Source organism: Stappia sp. WLB 29, from assembly GCF_023507705.1.
GTDB lineage: Bacteria > Pseudomonadota > Alphaproteobacteria > Rhizobiales > Stappiaceae > Stappia.
On record NZ_JALBGD010000003.1, the window covers coordinates 366,331 to 382,365 of the forward strand.

The following is a 16,035-nucleotide window of genomic DNA, read 5'->3' on the forward strand; positions in this document are numbered from 1 at the left end:
ATTTGAGACCGGCGCCCTTCATGAGGGCGCCGCGTTCTCGTGCCGGGCGGATCCGCGGGACAACGCGGGCCCGGCGGACCCGCACCGCAGACGGCGCGGGTCCAGAAGGTGCGTGAAGGCAGCGCGCCGATTACTCGGCAGCAGCTTCCTCGCCGCCGCCGGCAGCCTCGGCCTCGGCCGCTGCGGCCTCCTCGGCTGCCTGGCGCTTGGCCTCGGCGCGCTCCTTGGCCTTGGTGCCCGGCTCGGCCTTCTTCGGGTTGCTGCGGGCTTCGCGGCTCAGCACGCCGGCAGCGTCGAGGAAGCGCAGAACGCGGTCGGTCGGCAGCGCGCCATGGCTCATCCAGTGCTGGATGCGCTCGACGTCGAGGACGATGCGGTCGGCATTGTCCTTCGGCAGCATCGGGTTGTAGAGGCCGACCTTCTCGATGAAGCGGCCGTCGCGCGGCGAGCGGACGTCGGCAACGACGATGCGGTAGAACGGGCGCTTCTTGGCGCCGCCACGGGCAAGGCGAATTTTCAGGGCCATGGTAGTCTCCTTTGGTACTTCAGTGCGACGCCGGGATCAGCGGCGGATGGCTTCGTGGTGACGGATCACTTCCTTGACGATGAAGTTCAGGAACTTCTCCGCGAAATCGGGATCGAGATTGGCGTCCCGGGCAAGCGCGCGCAGCCGCGCGATCTGCCGTTCCTCGCGCGCCGGATCGGCGGGCGGAAGACTGTGGGTGGCCTTGAGCAGGCCGACCTTCTGCGTGCACTTGAAGCGCTCCGCAAGCATGTGAACGAGTGCGGCGTCGATATTGTCGATGGAGCCGCGCAGGCGCAGCAGTTCGTCCATCGCGGCGGACGCCGGCTCGAGGATCTCCTCGGCGCTGTCGGTCATTTCTTCTTCCCCCGTCCCAGACCCGGAAGGCCGCCGAGACCGCCGGGCAGCTTCGGCCCGCCCAGTCCGCCGAGACCACCCAGGCCACCCAAACCGCCAAGCCCGCCGGGCAGGTTCGGCATCTGGCCGGGCATCTGCCCCGGCAGCTGACCGGACTGGGCCATGCGCTCCAGTTCCTTCGGGTCGATGTTCGGCATGCCGGCGCCGGGCATGCCCATGCCGCCCATCATCTTGCCGAGCAGGCCCTTGCCCTTGCCCATCTGCTTCATCATGTCGGCCATCTGCCGGTGCATCTTCAGCAGCTTGTTGACATCGGCGACGTCGACGCCGGAGCCGGTGGCGATGCGCTTCTTGCGGCTGGCCTTGAGAATGTCGGGCTTGCGGCGCTCCTGCGGGGTCATCGACTGGATGATCGCGACCTGGCGCTTGATCACGCGGTCGTCGATATTGGCAGCATCGAGCTGCTTCTTCATCTTTCCGACGCCGGGCATCATGCCCATGATCCCGGACATGCCGCCGAGCTTCTCCATCTGGCGAAGCTGCTCGGCAAGGTCCTCGAGGTCGAAATTGCCCTTCTGCATGCGGGCGGCCATCTTGGCCGCCTTTTCCTGGTCGAGCTCGCGGGCCGCCTTCTCCACCAGCGACACGATGTCGCCCATGCCGAGAATGCGGTCGGCGATACGCGCCGGGTGGAATTCCTCGAGGGCATCGGCCTTTTCGCCGGTGCCGACCAGCTTGACCGGCTTGCCGGTGACCGCGCGCATCGACAGCGCCGCACCGCCGCGGCCATCGCCGTCCATGCGGGTCAGCACGATGCCGGTGATGCCGACGCGCTCGTCGAAGGAGGTCGCGAGATTGACCGCGTCCTGACCGGTCAGGCTGTCGGCGACGAGCAGGATCTCGTGCGGATTGGTCGCCGCCTTGATCTCGGCCATCTCGACCATCAGCGGCTCGTCGATATGCGTGCGGCCGGCCGTGTCGAGCATGACGATGTCGTAGCCGCCGAGCCGCGCTGCCGTCATGGCGCGCGAGGCGATCTGGACCGGCGTCTGGCCGGCGACAATCGGCAGGGTGTCGATGCCGGTCTGTTCGCCGAGGACCTTGAGCTGCTCCTGCGCCGCCGGGCGGCGGGTGTCGAGAGAGGCCATCAGCACCTTGCGGCGCTCGTTCTTTGTCAGCCGCAGGGCGATCTTGGCGGTCGAGGTGGTCTTGCCCGAGCCCTGCAGGCCGACCATCATGATGGCGAAGGGCGCGGCCGCGTTGAGGTCGATCGGTTCGCCGGCGCCGCCGAGCATCTCGACGAGCTGGTCGTGGACGATCTTGACGACCTGCTGGCCCGGCGTGACCGACTTGAGGACTTCCTGGCCGACGGCCCGGGTCCGCACCTTGTCGGTGAACGACTTGACCACGGGCAGCGCGACGTCCGCCTCGATCAGGGCGCGGCGAACCTCGCGCAGCGCCTCGGAGACATCGGCCTCCGACAGCGCACCGCGCCGCGTCAGCTTGTCGAGAATGCCGCCGAGGCGATCTGACAGACTTTCGAACATGCCGTCTCCTTAAACCCTTTCGAGGCAGCGGTTGTCGCTGCGTCCGTGTCCCCCGTACGGGACGGAGCGCGATCCGCAAAGCGGTGTGGCACCCGAGGGCGCATCGCGCTGTCGGGTGTGAACCTCCGGGATCTCTTTATACCTTTGCGGGTCCCGGGCGGCGGATCGTGCTGTCGTCACTCTTTCGGAGTTGACGGGCTGATACCCGCAAACGCCAGCGAAAGTCAAGGGAGCCGGCGCATTCCCGTGCAAAACGCCGCATGCGCGGCATGCCGGCTTACGCGTAGTCGCGCGAGCCGAAGATCGCCGAGCCGACGCGCACATGGGTGGCGCCGACGCGCACGGCGCTTTCGAAGTCCGAGGACATGCCCATCGACAGGCCGGCAAGACCGTTGCGCTCCGCGATCTTGCGCAGCAGCGCGAAATGCGGGCCGGGCGTGTCGTCGATCGGCGGGATGCACATCAGGCCGAGCAGCTCTAGGCGCAGCTCGTCCCGGCAGAAGGCGACAAAATCGTCGGTTTCGCGCGGGGAGATGCCGGCCTTCTGCGGCTCCTCGCCGGTGTTCACCTGGATGAAGAAGTGCAACTTTCGCTGCTGCTCGGCGCATTCGGCCGCGAGCGCGCGGGCGATCTTCTCCCGGTCGAGCGTGTGGATCACGTCGAACAGGGCGACAGCGTCCTTCGCCTTGTTCGACTGGAGCGGCCCGATCAGGTGCAGCTCGATATCGGGAAACTCCGCGCGCAGCGCCGGCCACTTGCCTTGCGCCTCCTGCACCCGGTTCTCGCCGAAGACGCGCTGGCCGGCGGCGATCACCGGGCGGATGGCGTCGGCGTCGAAGGTCTTGCTGACGGCGATCAGCGTGACGGAGCCTTGCGCGCGCGCGCCGTCGTGCTCGGCGGCCGCGATCCGGTCGCGGATCCCGGCGATCCGGCCGGCGGCATCCGTCGGGGTCGGTTCTGCGGCGTGCGGGGACATCTTGCTGCCTCTTGGTGCTTTGGCGTTCGGGTTCCTGCCATGGACATGCGACGGGCGCGGCGCGAATGCAAGTCCTGGAGGGGAGAGGCGCGCGGGGCCGCCCTTGCAGGTTGACCGGGCCGGCGATTTCTGGTGACAGTCGCGCCACATCATTTCTTTTCACTGAAACGAGCGAAGCACACGAGATCATGGCGACGGAGCGCTACAACGCCCGCGAAGCGGAAAGCCGCTGGCAGAAGGTCTGGGACGAGGCGAAGGTTTTCGCCACCCGCAACGAGGATCCCCGGCCGAAGTATTACGTGCTCGAGATGTTCCCCTATCCGTCGGGGCGCATTCACATGGGCCACGTGCGCAACTACGCCATGGGCGATGTCGTGGCCCGCTACAAGCGGGCGCGCGGCTTCAACGTGCTGCATCCGATGGGCTGGGACGCCTTCGGCATGCCGGCGGAAAACGCCGCCATGCAGAACAAGGTGCATCCGCGCGACTGGACCTACCAGAACATCGCGACGATGCGCGGCCAGCTGAAGATCATGGGCCTGTCGCTCGACTGGGAGCGCGAGTTCGCGACCTGCGACGTCGAGTACTACACGCAGCAGCAGCACCTGTTCCTGGACTTCCTGAAGGCGGGTCTCGCCTATCGCAAGAACTCCAAGGTCAACTGGGACCCGGTCGACATGACCGTGCTGGCCAACGAGCAGGTGATCGACGGCCGCGGCTGGCGCTCCGGCGCGTTGGTCGAGCAGCGCGAGCTGACCCAGTGGTTCTTCAAGATCTCCGACTGGTCGGAAGAGCTGCTGTCGGCGCTCGACACGCTCGACCGCTGGCCGGACAAGGTCCGCCTGATGCAGAAGAACTGGATCGGCCGGTCCGAGGGCCTGCGCGTGCGTTTCGCCTTCTCGACGCCCGCGCCGACCGGCGACACGTCGCTGGAGATCTTCACCACCCGGCCGGACACGCTGTTCGGCGCGTCCTTCATGGGCCTGTCGCCGGATCATCCGATCTCGCGCAAGCTCGCCGAGAACGACCCGAAGATCGCGGCCTTCATCGAGGAGTGCCGGCGCATCGGCACGTCGGCCGAGGCCATCGAGACGGCGGAGAAGATCGGCGTCGACACCGGGCTGACGGTCGTCCACCCGCTCGACCCCTCGATCACGCTGCCGGTCTACATCGCCAACTTCATCCTGATGGACTACGGCACCGGCGCGATCTTCGCCTGTCCGGCGCACGATCAGCGCGACCTCGACTTCGCCCGCAAGTATCACCTGCCGGTGCGCCCGGTGGTGCTGCCGAACGGGGCGGATCCGGAGACGTTCGAGATCCGCGGCGAGGCCTATACCGACGACGGCACGATCTACAATTCCGCCTTCATGGACGGCCTGTCGATCACGGATGCCAAGGAAGCGGTCGCCGCGCGGCTCGAGGCGGAGACGCTGGACGGGGCGCCGCAGGCGCAGCGCCAGGTCAATTACCGCCTGCGCGACTGGGGCATCTCGCGCCAGCGCTACTGGGGCTGCCCGATCCCAGTCATCCATTGCGACGATTGTGGCGTGGTGCCGGTGCCGGTCGCCGACCTGCCGGTGCAACTGCCCGACGACATCGACTTCGACAAGCCGGGCAACCCGCTCGACCGGCACCCGACCTGGCGCAACGTCGCCTGCCCGACCTGCGGCAAGCCGGCCCGCCGCGAGACGGACACGATGGACACGTTCGTCGATTCCTCGTGGTACTTCGCCCGCTTCACCGATCCGCGCGCCAAGACGCCGACCGACAAGGCCGTCGCCGATGCGTGGCTGCCGGTCGACCAGTATATCGGCGGCATCGAGCACGCGATCCTGCACTTGCTCTATTCGCGCTTCTTCGCCAGGGCGATGAGCGTGACCGGGCATCTTAGCGTCAAGGAGCCGTTCCGCGGCCTGTTCACGCAAGGAATGGTGACGCACGAGACCTACAAGGCGCCGGGCGGCGGCTGGGTCTCGCCGGCCGAGGTACGCATCGAGGGCGACGGCGAGGTGCGTCGGGCATTCCTGGTGGAGACCGGCGAGAAGGTCGCCATCGGCTCCATCGAGAAGATGTCGAAGTCGAAGAAGAACACCGTCGACCCGACCGACATCATCGAGACCTACGGCGCCGATACCGCCCGCTGGTTCATGCTGTCCGACAGCCCGCCCGAGCGCGACGTGCAGTGGACAGAGGACGGCGTGCAGGGCGCCTGGCGCTTCATGCAGCGCGTGTGGCGGCTGATCTCGGAGATTGGCGAGAGCGTGCCGCAGACGGCGCGCCCGGAGGCGTTCGGGGAGGCGGCAACCGCCCTTCGCCGCGCCACTCACAAGGCCTGCCAGGCGGTTTCGGCCGATATCGAGGCTCTGTCGTTCAACCGGGCCGTCGCCCGCATCTACGAACTGGTCAACACCCTGTCGCGCGCCGTGCAGGGCGGGGCCGAGGCCGACGACATGCGCTTCGCGCAGCGCGAGGCGGCTGGCTTCCTGGTGCAGATGATGGCGCCGATGGCGCCGCATCTTGCCGAGGAATGCTGGCAGGTGCTCGGCCAGGACGGCATGCTGGCGACGCAGGGCTGGCCGGAAATCGAGGCGGACCTGCTGGTCGAGGCGACGGTCACCCTGCCGGTGCAGGTCAACGGCAAGAAGCGCGCCGACCTTATCGTCTCACGCGAGGCTTCCAAAGAGGAGGTCGAAGCGGCTACCCTGCAGCTCGACGCCGTGCAGCGCGCGCTGGACGGCAAGCCCGCCCGCAAGATCATTGTGGTTCCGCAGAGGATCGTGAATGTCGTCGTGTGACCATCCGCAACCGCAGCAGCCCACCCGCCGGCGGGCGCTGGCCGTTCTCGTCATGGGGGCGGCGCTGCTGGCCGGTGCCTGTCAGGTGCGCCCGCTCTACGGCACGATCGGCGGCGTGGGCGGATCGACGCCGGCCGTGACCACCGAGCTTGCGGCCATCGACATCGATACGGTGGAGACCGCCTCGAGCGAGGATCTCGACCGGGTCGGACAGGTGCTGCGCAACGAGCTGATCTTCGGCTTCCGCCGCGGCCGCGAGGCCGGCGAGCAGCGCTACCGGCTGCGGATCCTGATCGACCGGCCGCTCAACGAGGTCGGCGTCGAGCGGCTCGCCGACGTGCCGTCGGCCTACACGGTGACGGTCAATGCGACCTATGTGCTGAGCGAGATCGGCACCGGGCGCACGGTGACCACGGGCCGCGCCTTCGGCTCCGCCTCCTTCGACTTCTCCAGCCAGCGCTTCGCCAACCTGCGCGCCGAGCGCGATGCGGAGGACCGGGCGGCGAAGACGGTCGCCGGCGACATCCAGACGCGGCTTGCCGGCTTCTTCGCGTCCCGCGGCTGATCCGCGATGGTGGCGCTCAAGGCCGGCGAGATCGACCGTTTCATCGCCGATCCCCCGGCCGACGTTTCCCTGATCCTCGTGTTCGGGCCCGATACCGGGCTCGTGTCGGAGCGCGCCCAGGCGCTGGTGACGCGCGTGTCCGGGGGCGTCGACGATCCCTTCTCGCTCGTTCGTCTCGATGCCGGCGAGGTGGTCTCGGACCCGGCGCGGCTGATCGACGAGGCCTCCACCGTGCCGCTGTTCGGCGGGCGCCGGGTGGTGTGGCTGCGCGACGGAGCGGGCAAGAACCTGACGCCGGCCGTCGATCCGCTGTTCGGCGAGCAGCGCGCGGAAAGCGCGCTGGTGGTCATCGAGGCAGGCGACCTGAAGAAGGGCACCGGCCTCAGGGGCAAGTTCGAGCGCGACCGCAAGGCGGTGGCGATCCCCTGCTACGGCGACGAGGCGCGCGATCTGGAGCGGGTCATCGACGGTGAGCTGCGCGAGGCCGGCCTTTCGATCAGCCGCGAGGCGCGGCAGGCGCTGATGGGGCTGCTCGGCGCCGACCGGCTGGCGAGCCGCGGCGAGGTGCGCAAGCTCTGCCTCTATGCCCATGGCCGCGAGCGCATCGACCTTGCCGATGTCGAGGCGGTGATCGGCGATGCCTCGGCCTTTGCCGTCGACGAGTTGATCGATGCGGCCGCACTCGGCGATCTCGGCAAGCTCGACCACGGGCTGGAGCGCCTGTCGGCCAGCGGCCAGCGCGCGGACATGATCGCTTCGGCGGCGTTGCGCCATTTCCAGTTTCTCGCCCGGGCACGGGCGGAGGTCGACCGCGGCGTGCCGCCGGCCCGCGTGGTCGAGCAGGCGCGCCCCCCGGTCTTCTACAAGCGCCGGGACCTTGTCTCGCGCCAGCTGTCGCTTTGGTCGGGAGCCGATCTAGCCAAGGCGGGCGAGCGCCTGGCGGATGCGGTGGCGGCGGCGCGCAAGTCGCCGGCGCTGGCCGAGGCGCTGGTCGGCGACGTGCTGCTGACGCTCGGCCGGGTGGCGCGCTCGCGCGCCCGGCGCTGAGCCCCTATCCGTTTTTGTCGTTCGGATCAGCCGGTCTGGCCGGGGATCTTGCGCCCCGTGCGCATGATCGGGCCGCCATGCTTGTGCGCCGGGCGCGGAGCCTTGGGTCCGCCGGCGGTGAGCGGGCGCTCGGCATATTGTCCGTGCACCCGGTGGCGGTCGTAGAGCACCACGGCGCCGGCAATCGCGATGTTCAGGCAGAACTTGGTCGGGATCTTGATGATGTGCTGGCAGGCCGCCTGCATCTCCGGCGACAGCGAGCCGCGCTCGGGGCCGAGGATATAGGCCGCCTGCAGCGGGTGCATGAAGCTCGGCAGGTCGACCGCCTCGTCGGTCAGCTCGACGCCGACCAGCTGGCAACCCTGCGGCAGGTCCATCTCCGCGATGGACGGCCAGTGGAACAGCGGCAGGTGGCCGGTGCTCTTGGAGGTATCGGACGCGGGAGCCTTGCGGATCCGCTTGTCGGCATCGACGGTGAAGAAGAAGCTTGCCCCGAAGGCATGCGCCGAGCGCATCAGGTTGCCCAGGTTCATCTGCTTCGAAATGCCTTCCGCCCCGACGGCGAAATAACCGCGCATGGTCCTTGCGACCTCCTTGTCGTTGTGCCCGCAACCCTGCGGGCAACCGCAGGTGACCGGAGATAGCGGCTGGGCACCGCCCTGACAAGATTGACGGGCTTCGCGGCTTTTCCGGACATTGATCCCGTGCTAGGCGAACCTGGGGAAACATTGGGGGAAACGTGTGTGAAAGCTGTTTTGTGCGAACGCCTCGGCGCGCCCGAGGACCTTGTCCTGCGGGACATCGAGATGCCCTCGCCCGGGCCGGGAGAGCTGTTGGTGGAGGTGAGCGCGGCGGCGCTCAATTTCTTCGACACGCTGATCATCGAGGGCAAGTACCAGTTCCGCCCGGAGCTGCCGTTCTCGCCGGGCGCCGAGTTCGCCGGCCGGGTGCTGGAGACGGGCGAAGGGATCGAGGCCTTCGAGCCGGGCGACCGGGTGATGGGCTATGTGCGCTGGGGCGCGGTGCGCGGCGCGGTGATCGCCACCGAAGACGACCTGGTTGCCCTCCCGGATGAGATCACTGATGAGGCGGCGGCCGGGCTGTCGGTCACCTACGGCACCTCGCTTCATGCCTTTCGCGACCGGGCGCATCTGGAGCCGGGCGAGACCGTTGCCGTGCTCGGCGCTTCGGGGGGCGTCGGCCTTGCCGCAGTGGAGATCGCCAAGGCGATGGGCGCGCGGGTGATCGCCTGCGCTTCCAGTGCGGAAAAGTTGGAACTGGCCCGTGCCCATGGCGCCGACGTTCTGGTCAACTACGCGGAGCAGGACCTGAAGACGCGGCTGAAGCAGCTGACCGACGGTTGCGGCGTCGATGTGGTCTACGACCCGGTCGGCGGCGATCTTTCGGAGGCGGCGCTGCGCGCCACCGGCTGGCGCGGCCGCCATCTGGTCATCGGCTTTGCTGCCGGCCAGATCCCCAAGCTGCCGCTCAACCTGGTCATGCTGAAGGGCTGCGACGTGCTCGGCGTGTTCTGGGGCGATGCCATCGTGCGCGAGCCGGAAGCGCATCGCGACAACATGGAGCAACTGCTCGCCTGGATGCGCGAAGGGCGGATCCGGCCGCACCTGCATGCGGTCTATCCGATCGAGGAAACGGCAAGGGCCTTGCGCGAGCTTGCCGACCGCAAGGTGCAGGGCAAGGTGATCATCCGCCCTTAAGGGCAAGGCGTTCCGAGGAGGCGGGGAGGCGTCTTACGCCTCCAGCCGCACCAGCACCGGCGCGTGGTCGGACGGCTGTTCCCAGCTGCGGGCATCGCGCAGCACCTGCATGGAGACCGCCTGGCCGGCCAGGGCCGGGTTCGCCCAGACATGGTCGAGCCGGCGGCCCTTGTCGGCGGCCGACCAGTCCTTTGCCCGGTAGCTCCACCAGGTGTAGAGCTTTTCCTCCAGCGGCACGAAGGCTCGCATCACGTCGGTGAGGCCGGCGGCGGTGCGCACCGCCTCCAGCTTTTCGCATTCGATGGGCGTGTGGCTGACGATCTTCAAGAGCTGCTTGTGCGACCATACGTCATGCTCGTAGGGCGCGACATTGAGATCGCCGACGACCATGGCATTGCCGGAGATCGAGGCGAAGCGGTCGGCCATCTCGTCGAGGAAGGCGAGCTTGTGGGCGAACTTGTCGTTGATCTCCGGGTCCGGCTCGTCGCCGCCCGCCGGCACGTAGAAGTTCTGCAGCGTGAAGCGGTCGCCGGCGAACGGGATGCCGGTCGCAAGATGCCGGCTGTCGCCCTTGGTGCAGTAGTCGATCCGCTCCTCGTCGAGGAAGGGGCGGCGGGAGATCGTCGCGACGCCGTGATAGCCCTTCTGGCCCTTGATCGCGATATGCTCGTAGCCGAGCTTGCGGAAGGCGGAGAGCGGAAAGTTGCCGTCGGCGCACTTGGTTTCCTGCAGGCAGATCACGTCCGGCGCATGGTCGAGGATCAGCTTCTCGACGATCGGCAGGCGCAGCCGCACCGAGTTGATGTTCCAGGTGGCGATGGTCAGGCGGTCGGTCATGGGCGATCCGGATCTGGGCAGGGCGGGGCGAGCCTGAGAGGCTTCCTGCCTGATTGCCAGTTGCGGACCCGGCGTGCAAGGCCGGGCTTTCGGGCGCGATGCGGATTTCTGTGCTGCGTGTCACATGAATTGGCGCTTGCGGACGGTAATGACTGCATCCGACACTGGTGTCGAAAGGCGCGGCACACGCCGCGTCGTTTGAGTGGAGCGGCAGCAGCCGCGTCGCTTTTCTGGCGCGGCATCAGCCGCGCTTGGGCAGGACATAAGGGGAGCCGTCACATGGGCTTTTTTGATTTCGTGAAGGATGCGGGCAAGTCCCTGTGGGGCAGCGACGAGCCGGAGACCGATGCGGCCGCGGCGATCGAGAAGGAAGTGGCAGCGCTCGGTCTCGACGGCGACGTCAAGGTCGAGGTGTCCGGCGACACGGTGAAGATCGCCGGCGCCGCCCCGACGCAGGAAGCGCGCGAGAAGCTGATCCTGGCCGCCGGCAACGTGCTGGGTGTCGCCAAGGTCGAAGAGGAGATCGCGGTCGCGAACAGCGCGCCGGAAGCCGGCTTCCACACGGTGGAGAAGGGCGACACATTGTGGGCGGTTGCCAAGAAGGCCTATGGCGACGGCTCCAAGTACACCGCGATCTTCGAGGCCAACAAGCCGATGCTGTCGGACCCGGACAAGATCTATCCCGGCCAGGTGCTGCGCATCCCGCCGCTCGGCTGAGGCTTTCGGGCCGTTTCGATCACGATCTTGTGAGGCCGGATCGCCAGAACGGGGATTTGAAATACGCCTACCTCGGATGTGCTCCCACAGCGTGGGTCAAATTCGGAAACCGCTCTGGAAACATAGGCTTGCCGGTCGCCTCTTATGGACCTGAGGTTCGCTCAAGCATGCCGCGAAACGTGGTGGAGTTCAGGTTTGGGCGACCGGCGTTCGGCCTCACCTCGTTTTCGCCCGGCTCGGTTGGTAAGCGCTTCCTTAACGCTTTGGCCATAGTGTCCGGCCCCGGTTGAAAGGGGGCTTTGGACCGAAGAGAGAGCGATGATTGCGCGCGTGCTGATCCTGTTTTGCACTCTGTTCATGGCGTCTTGTGCGGCCTTCGATTTTCCGGATCCGACGCCGGAGGACTTTGCGGTCCATGGCATCGACGTCGCCCGTTACCAGGGCGACATCGACTGGCATCGGGTGAAGCGGGCCGGCACGGAGTTCGCCTGGATCAAGGCGACCGAGGGTGGCGACTATCTCGACCCCAAGTTCATGGACAACTGGGTGCAGGCCAAGGCGGCCGGCGTGCCGCGCGGCGCCTATCATTTCTACTATTTCTGCCGGCCGGTGGAGGAACAGGTGGCCTGGTTCATCCAGAACGTGCCGGTCGACCCGGACGCGCTGCCCCCGGTGCTGGACATGGAGTGGAACGCCCATTCGCGTACATGCCGCGACCGGCCGCCGCGCGAACAGGTCATCCGCGACATGCGCTACTTCCTGGAGACGGTGGAAGCTCATTACGGCAAGCGGCCGGTGATCTATTCTTCCGTCGACTTCCACCGCGACCGGCTGGTCGATGCCAAGCACAACTACGATTTCTGGTTGCGCTCGGTGGCAAGTCATCCGGACCGGAAATACGAGAAGCGCCAGAATTGGGTGTTCTGGCAGTACACGGCGGAAGGCCGCGTCGACGGCATCAAGGGCAATGTCGACCGCAACGTCTTCTTCGGCACCCGGTCGCAGTGGCGCCGCTGGCTCAAGGGCGAACTGAAATAAGAGTCCTGAACGGATAGGGCGCGGCGCGGGCGGCAGAGACTGCTCCGCCCGCGCGATCAGTCGATGGTGTCCATGGCGACGGGCTCCTTCCGCTCCACTCGCTCACGCAGCCGCTTCTGCGCGTAAGCCGACGATCTCCACCACTTCCTTCATGATGTCGGTGAGCTGGAAGTTTTTTGGGGTGTAGACGGCGGCAACGCCCATCGCCCGCAGACTGGCGGCGTCTTCCTCGGGAATGATGCCGCCGACCACCACCGGGATATCGTCGATGCCGGACGCGCGCAGCCGGTCCATCACGTCGCGCACCAGGGCAAGGTGCGAGCCGGACAGGATCGACAGGCCGATGACGTGGACGTCCTCTTCCAGCGCGGCGTTGACGATCTGCGCCGGGGTCAGGCGGATGCCCTCGTAGACGACTTCCATGCCGCAGTCGCGGGCCCGCACGGCGATCTGTTCGGCGCCGTTGGAATGGCCGTCGAGACCGGGCTTGCCGACCAGGAACTTCAGCCGCCGGCCGAGCTTGGCCGACACGCTCTCCACCGCCGCCCGCACCGGGGCAAGGTCCTGCGCATCGGCGCGCGCCGCCTTGCCGACGCCGGTCGGTGCCCGGTATTCGCCGAACACCTCGCGCAGCGCCGCGCCCCACTCGCCGGTGGTGACGCCGGCCTTCGCCGCTGCAATCGACGGCTCCATGATGTTGCTGCCTTCGCTCGCCGCCTGCTTCAGTGCGGCGATGGCGCCCGCCACGGCGCCTTCGTCGCGCGCCTCGCGCCAGGCCTTGAGCGTTGCGACGGCGTCCGCCTCCACATGCTCGGGCACGGTCAGGATGCCGCCGTCCTCGCCGGTGGCGAGCGGCGAGGGCTCGCTTTCGGTGAAGCGGTTGACGCCGACCACCACCTGTTCGCCCGCTTCGATGGCGGCAAGACGGGCGGCGTTCGAGGCGACCAGCGCCTGTTTCATGTAGCTGGATTCCACCGCCGCGACGGCGCCGCCCATCTCCTCGATCCGGGCGAGTTCCTCGCGCGCCTCGCTCTTCAGCGCCTCGACCCTTTCGCCGATCACCGAGGAGCCGTCGAAAATGTCCTCGAACTCCAGCAGGTCGGTCTCGTAGGCGAGGATCTGCTGCACGCGCAGCGACCATTGCTGGTCGAAGGGACGCGGCAGGCCGAGCGCCTCGTTCCAGGCCGGCAGCTGCACCGCGCGGGCGCGGGCGTTCTTCGACAGGACCACGGCCAGCGCCTCGATGAGGATGCGGTAGACGTTGTTTTCCGGCTGCTGCTCGGTCAGCCCGAGCGAGTTGACCTGCACGCCGTAGCGGAAGCGGCGGTAGCGCTCGTCATCGACGCCGTAGCGGGTCTGGCAGATCTCGTCCCACAGTTCGGCGAAGGCACGCATTTTGCAGATCTCGGTGATGAAGCGCATGCCGGCATTGACGAAGAAGGAAATGCGGCCGACCGCCTGCGGGAAGTCGCCCGGCGGAATTGCTCCCGACGCCTTCACCTCGTCGAGAATGGCGATCGCGGTCGCCAGCGCGAAGGACAGCTCCTGCACCGGCGTCGCGCCGGCCTCCTGCAGGTGGTACGAGCACACGTTCATCGGGTTCCATTTCGGCATGGCGCCGTAGGTCCAGGCGATGACGTCGCGGGTCAGCCGCAGCGAGGGCGCGGGCGGAAACACATAGGTGCCGCGCGACAGGTATTCCTTGATGATGTCGTTCTGCGTCGTGCCGGCCAGTTCGGCCCGGTCGGCGCCCTGCTCGTCGGCCGCCGCGACGTAAAGGGCCAGCAGCCAGGGAGCCGTGGCGTTGATCGTCATCGAGGTGTTCATCTGTTCCAGCGGAATGCGGTCGAACAGCGTCCGCATGTCGCCGAGATGGGCAATCGGCACGCCGACCTTGCCGACTTCGCCGCGCGCCAGCGGGTGGTCCGGATCGTAGCCGGTCTGGGTCGGCAGGTCGAAGGCGACGGAGAGGCCCGTCTGTCCCTTGGCAAGGTTGCGCCGGTAGAGCTCGTTGGACTCCTGCGCGCTCGAATGGCCGGCATAGGTGCGGAAGATCCAGGGTTTGTCGCGCCGGACCGTTGCGGCCCCGCCCGTGCGCTTCGTCGCCGGCTCCGTGCCGGGGGTCGCTTTGTCGCCCATGGAAACACTCCTCGCAAGCTTCGTGCCCGCGGCGGCACCCGCGAGGGGCCGCATGACCGGGCATCTTCCTGATTTTCCTCAAGCTCCCCGCCCGGTGGCAGGGTGCCGTCCTCCCGAAATCAAGCGCGCCTCCCGCGCCCGCAACGCACTATTTCTAGGTGCGATGCAAAAACACTCTTGGGCAAACGCGCCAATTAAGCAATAGTCCAATAGCGGAACGCCTGTTTTTGGTGCGATAGTTTCGCAGAGAGGCGAATCTTCCGGTTTCGGAATGATGCGTCGCAACAAATCGGCCGCAAGGGGACGGGCGGTCGACGGCCTCGCGCCGGCAACGATCCAGAGCTCCGCAGGACGGGCGGACGGGGACGCCGGAGAGGACGCGGGGGCGGACATCTGAAGGGCGGTGCAGCAGCGGTCTCGACCCTTGCCGCATCTGCCGGCGACATAACGGGAGGACATGCGGGACATGGGCAATGCTCAGCAGGCAAACGACAATCGCGAGGCGGGGGATCGCCCGGTGAAGGACCTTTACGAGATCGGCGAGATCCCGCCGCTCGGCCATGTGCCGAAGTCGATGTATGCCTGGACCATCCGGCCCGACCGGCACGGGCCGCCGGAAGATGCGATGAAGCTTGAAGTGGTGCCCACCTGGGAGCTCGACAGCAACGAGGTGCTGGTCCTCGTGATGGCCGCCGGCGTCAACTACAACGGCATCTGGGCGGGTCTCGGCGAGCCGATCTCGGTCTTCAAGGTGCATGACGAGGCCTATCACATCGCCGGGTCCGACGCCTCGGGCATCGTCTGGGCGGTCGGCTCCAAGGTGAAGCGCTGGAAGGTCGGCGACGAGGTCGTCATCCACTGCAACCAGGACGACGGCGACGACGAGGAGTGCAACGGCGGCGACCCGATGTTCTCGCCGACCCAGCGGATCTGGGGCTACGAGACGCCGGACGGCTCGTTCTCGCAGTTCTGCCGGGTGCAGTCGCAGCAGCTGATGCCGCGTCCCAAGCACCTGACCTGGGAAGAGGCGGCCTGCTACACGCTGACGCTGGCCACCGCCTATCGCATGCTGTTCGGCCATGCGCCGCACCAGTTGCGCCCCGGGCAGAACGTTCTGGTCTGGGGTGCCTCGGGCGGCCTCGGCGTCTTCGGCATCCAACTGGCGGCGGCGGCCGGCGCCAATGCCATCGGCGTCATCTCCGACGAGGACAAGCGCGACTACGTGCTCTCGCTCGGAGCCAAGGGCGTCATCAACCGCAAGGACTTCAACTGCTGGGGCCAGATGCCCAAGGTCAACTCGCCCGAGTACAACGAGTGGCTGAAGGAGGCTCGGCGTTTCGGCAAGGCGATCTGGGAGATCACCGGCAAGGGCAACGATGTCGACATGGTGTTCGAGCATCCCGGCGAGGCGACCTTCCCGGTCTCCTGCCTGGTGGTCAAGCGCGGCGGCATGGTGGTGTTCTGCGCCGGCACGACCGGCTTCAACCTGACCTTCGACGCCCGCTACGTCTGGATGCGGCAGAAGCGCATCCAGGGCTCGCATTTCGCTCATCTCAAGCAGGCCTCGGAGGCCAACAAGGCGGTGATCGACCGGCGCATCGATCCGTGCATGAGCGAGGTCTTCCCATGGGAAGACATCCCGCGCGCCCACACCAAGATGTGGAAGAACCAGCACGCGCCGGGCAACATGGCGGTGCTGGTCTGCGCACCGACCACGGGTCTGCGCACTTTCGAGGACGTTTTGGCGGCAAGCGAGCGCTGACGGCGAAGAAA

General features: G+C 67.3%; 14 protein-coding genes. 7 read left to right on the forward strand and 7 right to left on the reverse strand.

Annotated elements, in window-relative coordinates:
- Positions 1–130 precede the first annotated feature (130 nt).
- From rpsP to MNI96_RS08065, 4 genes are all read right to left on the reverse strand, one after another.
- Positions 131–526 (reverse strand): 30S ribosomal protein S16, encoded by a 396-nt coding sequence (gene rpsP / locus MNI96_RS08050; protein WP_249691955.1) that lies wholly within the window; start codon positions 524–526, stop codon positions 131–133.
- A gap of 36 nt (positions 527–562) precedes the next feature.
- Complete coding sequence (locus tag MNI96_RS08055) at positions 563–880, reverse strand: chorismate mutase (RefSeq protein WP_083202341.1); 318 nt, start codon at positions 878–880, stop codon at positions 563–565.
- On the reverse strand, positions 877–2,427 hold the full coding sequence (ffh, locus tag MNI96_RS08060; protein WP_249691958.1) for a signal recognition particle protein: 1,551 nt from the start codon (positions 2,425–2,427) through the stop codon (positions 877–879). The genes MNI96_RS08055 and ffh overlap by 4 nt, the downstream gene beginning before the upstream one ends.
- Before the next feature lie 277 nt (positions 2,428–2,704).
- On the reverse strand, positions 2,705–3,403 hold the full coding sequence (locus MNI96_RS08065; protein ID WP_249691959.1) for a YggS family pyridoxal phosphate-dependent enzyme: 699 nt from the start codon (positions 3,401–3,403) through the stop codon (positions 2,705–2,707).
- 188 nt (positions 3,404–3,591) lie between these two features.
- Here MNI96_RS08065 and leuS point away from each other — a divergent pair, with 188 nt between their 5' ends.
- From leuS to holA, 3 genes are read left to right on the forward strand one after another with little or no spacing between them, the layout of a single operon-like run.
- Positions 3,592–6,201: a leucine--tRNA ligase gene (gene leuS, locus MNI96_RS08070; RefSeq protein ID WP_249691961.1), complete on the forward strand. Its 2,610-nt coding sequence runs from the start codon at positions 3,592–3,594 to the stop codon at positions 6,199–6,201.
- The gene (lptE, locus tag MNI96_RS08075) at positions 6,188–6,766 is read left to right on the forward strand and encodes an LPS assembly lipoprotein LptE (RefSeq protein WP_249691962.1); all 579 of its coding nucleotides are present in this window, start codon (positions 6,188–6,190) and stop codon (positions 6,764–6,766) included. Before leuS ends, lptE begins: the two co-directional genes overlap by 14 nt.
- 6 nt (positions 6,767–6,772) lie before the next feature.
- Positions 6,773–7,813 (forward strand): DNA polymerase III subunit delta, encoded by a 1,041-nt coding sequence (gene holA / locus MNI96_RS08080; protein ID WP_249691964.1) that lies wholly within the window; start codon positions 6,773–6,775, stop codon positions 7,811–7,813.
- A gap of 26 nt (positions 7,814–7,839) precedes the next feature.
- Here holA and MNI96_RS08085 read toward each other — a convergent pair whose 3' ends face one another.
- Positions 7,840–8,391 (reverse strand): RNA methyltransferase, encoded by a 552-nt coding sequence (locus MNI96_RS08085; protein ID WP_249691965.1) that lies wholly within the window; start codon positions 8,389–8,391, stop codon positions 7,840–7,842.
- Positions 8,392–8,556: 165 nt separating this feature from the next.
- Here MNI96_RS08085 and MNI96_RS08090 point away from each other — a divergent pair, with 165 nt between their 5' ends.
- Positions 8,557–9,531, forward strand: coding sequence for an NADPH:quinone oxidoreductase family protein (locus tag MNI96_RS08090; protein WP_249691967.1), 975 nt, complete (start codon positions 8,557–8,559; stop codon positions 9,529–9,531).
- A gap of 33 nt (positions 9,532–9,564) precedes the next feature.
- Here MNI96_RS08090 and MNI96_RS08095 read toward each other — a convergent pair whose 3' ends face one another.
- Positions 9,565–10,368, reverse strand: a complete 804-nt coding sequence (locus tag MNI96_RS08095; protein ID WP_249691968.1) for an exodeoxyribonuclease III — start codon at positions 10,366–10,368, stop codon at positions 9,565–9,567.
- A 279-nt stretch (positions 10,369–10,647) separates the two neighbouring features.
- Here MNI96_RS08095 and lysM point away from each other — a divergent pair, with 279 nt between their 5' ends.
- Both lysM and MNI96_RS08105 read left to right on the forward strand, forming a co-directional pair.
- Positions 10,648–11,085, forward strand: coding sequence for a peptidoglycan-binding protein LysM (gene lysM / locus MNI96_RS08100; RefSeq protein ID WP_249691969.1), 438 nt, complete (start codon positions 10,648–10,650; stop codon positions 11,083–11,085).
- Positions 11,086–11,403: 318 nt separating this feature from the next.
- Positions 11,404–12,123 (forward strand): glycoside hydrolase family 25 protein, encoded by a 720-nt coding sequence (locus MNI96_RS08105; protein ID WP_249691970.1) that lies wholly within the window; start codon positions 11,404–11,406, stop codon positions 12,121–12,123.
- 102 nt (positions 12,124–12,225) lie between these two features.
- On the opposite strand, the gene MNI96_RS08110 is transcribed toward MNI96_RS08105, so the two are convergent.
- Positions 12,226–14,262, reverse strand: a complete 2,037-nt coding sequence (locus MNI96_RS08110) for an ethylmalonyl-CoA mutase (protein ID WP_249691971.1) — start codon at positions 14,260–14,262, stop codon at positions 12,226–12,228.
- Positions 14,263–14,728: 466 nt separating this feature from the next.
- Between MNI96_RS08110 and ccrA the strand changes: the two genes are divergently transcribed.
- A complete protein-coding gene (gene ccrA, locus MNI96_RS08115; RefSeq protein WP_249691972.1) occupies positions 14,729–16,024 on the forward strand; it encodes a crotonyl-CoA carboxylase/reductase in 1,296 nt (431 codons plus the stop codon).
- Positions 16,025–16,035 lie beyond the last annotated feature (11 nt).

Excerpts from the sequence above, each read along its gene's own strand:
- rpsP (WP_249691955.1), bottom strand. The coding sequence starts at position 526 with ATGGCCCTGAAAATTCGCCTTGCCCGTGGCGGCGCCAAGAAGCGCCCG.
- MNI96_RS08055 (WP_083202341.1), bottom strand. The coding sequence starts at position 880 with ATGACCGACAGCGCCGAGGAGATCCTCGAGCCGGCGTCCGCCGCGATG.
- ffh (WP_249691958.1), bottom strand. The coding sequence starts at position 2,427 with ATGTTCGAAAGTCTGTCAGATCGCCTCGGCGGCATTCTCGACAAGCTG.
- MNI96_RS08065 (WP_249691959.1), bottom strand. The coding sequence starts at position 3,403 with ATGTCCCCGCACGCCGCAGAACCGACCCCGACGGATGCCGCCGGCCGG.
- leuS (WP_249691961.1), top strand. The coding sequence starts at position 3,592 with ATGGCGACGGAGCGCTACAACGCCCGCGAAGCGGAAAGCCGCTGGCAG.
- lptE (WP_249691962.1), top strand. The coding sequence starts at position 6,188 with ATGTCGTCGTGTGACCATCCGCAACCGCAGCAGCCCACCCGCCGGCGG.
- holA (WP_249691964.1), top strand. The coding sequence starts at position 6,773 with ATGGTGGCGCTCAAGGCCGGCGAGATCGACCGTTTCATCGCCGATCCC.
- MNI96_RS08085 (WP_249691965.1), bottom strand. The coding sequence starts at position 8,391 with ATGCGCGGTTATTTCGCCGTCGGGGCGGAAGGCATTTCGAAGCAGATG.
- MNI96_RS08095 (WP_249691968.1), bottom strand. The coding sequence starts at position 10,368 with ATGACCGACCGCCTGACCATCGCCACCTGGAACATCAACTCGGTGCGG.
- lysM (WP_249691969.1), top strand. The coding sequence starts at position 10,648 with ATGGGCTTTTTTGATTTCGTGAAGGATGCGGGCAAGTCCCTGTGGGGC.
- MNI96_RS08105 (WP_249691970.1), top strand. The coding sequence starts at position 11,404 with ATGATTGCGCGCGTGCTGATCCTGTTTTGCACTCTGTTCATGGCGTCT.
- MNI96_RS08110 (WP_249691971.1), bottom strand. The coding sequence starts at position 14,262 with ATGGGCGACAAAGCGACCCCCGGCACGGAGCCGGCGACGAAGCGCACG.
- ccrA (WP_249691972.1), top strand. The coding sequence starts at position 14,729 with ATGGGCAATGCTCAGCAGGCAAACGACAATCGCGAGGCGGGGGATCGC.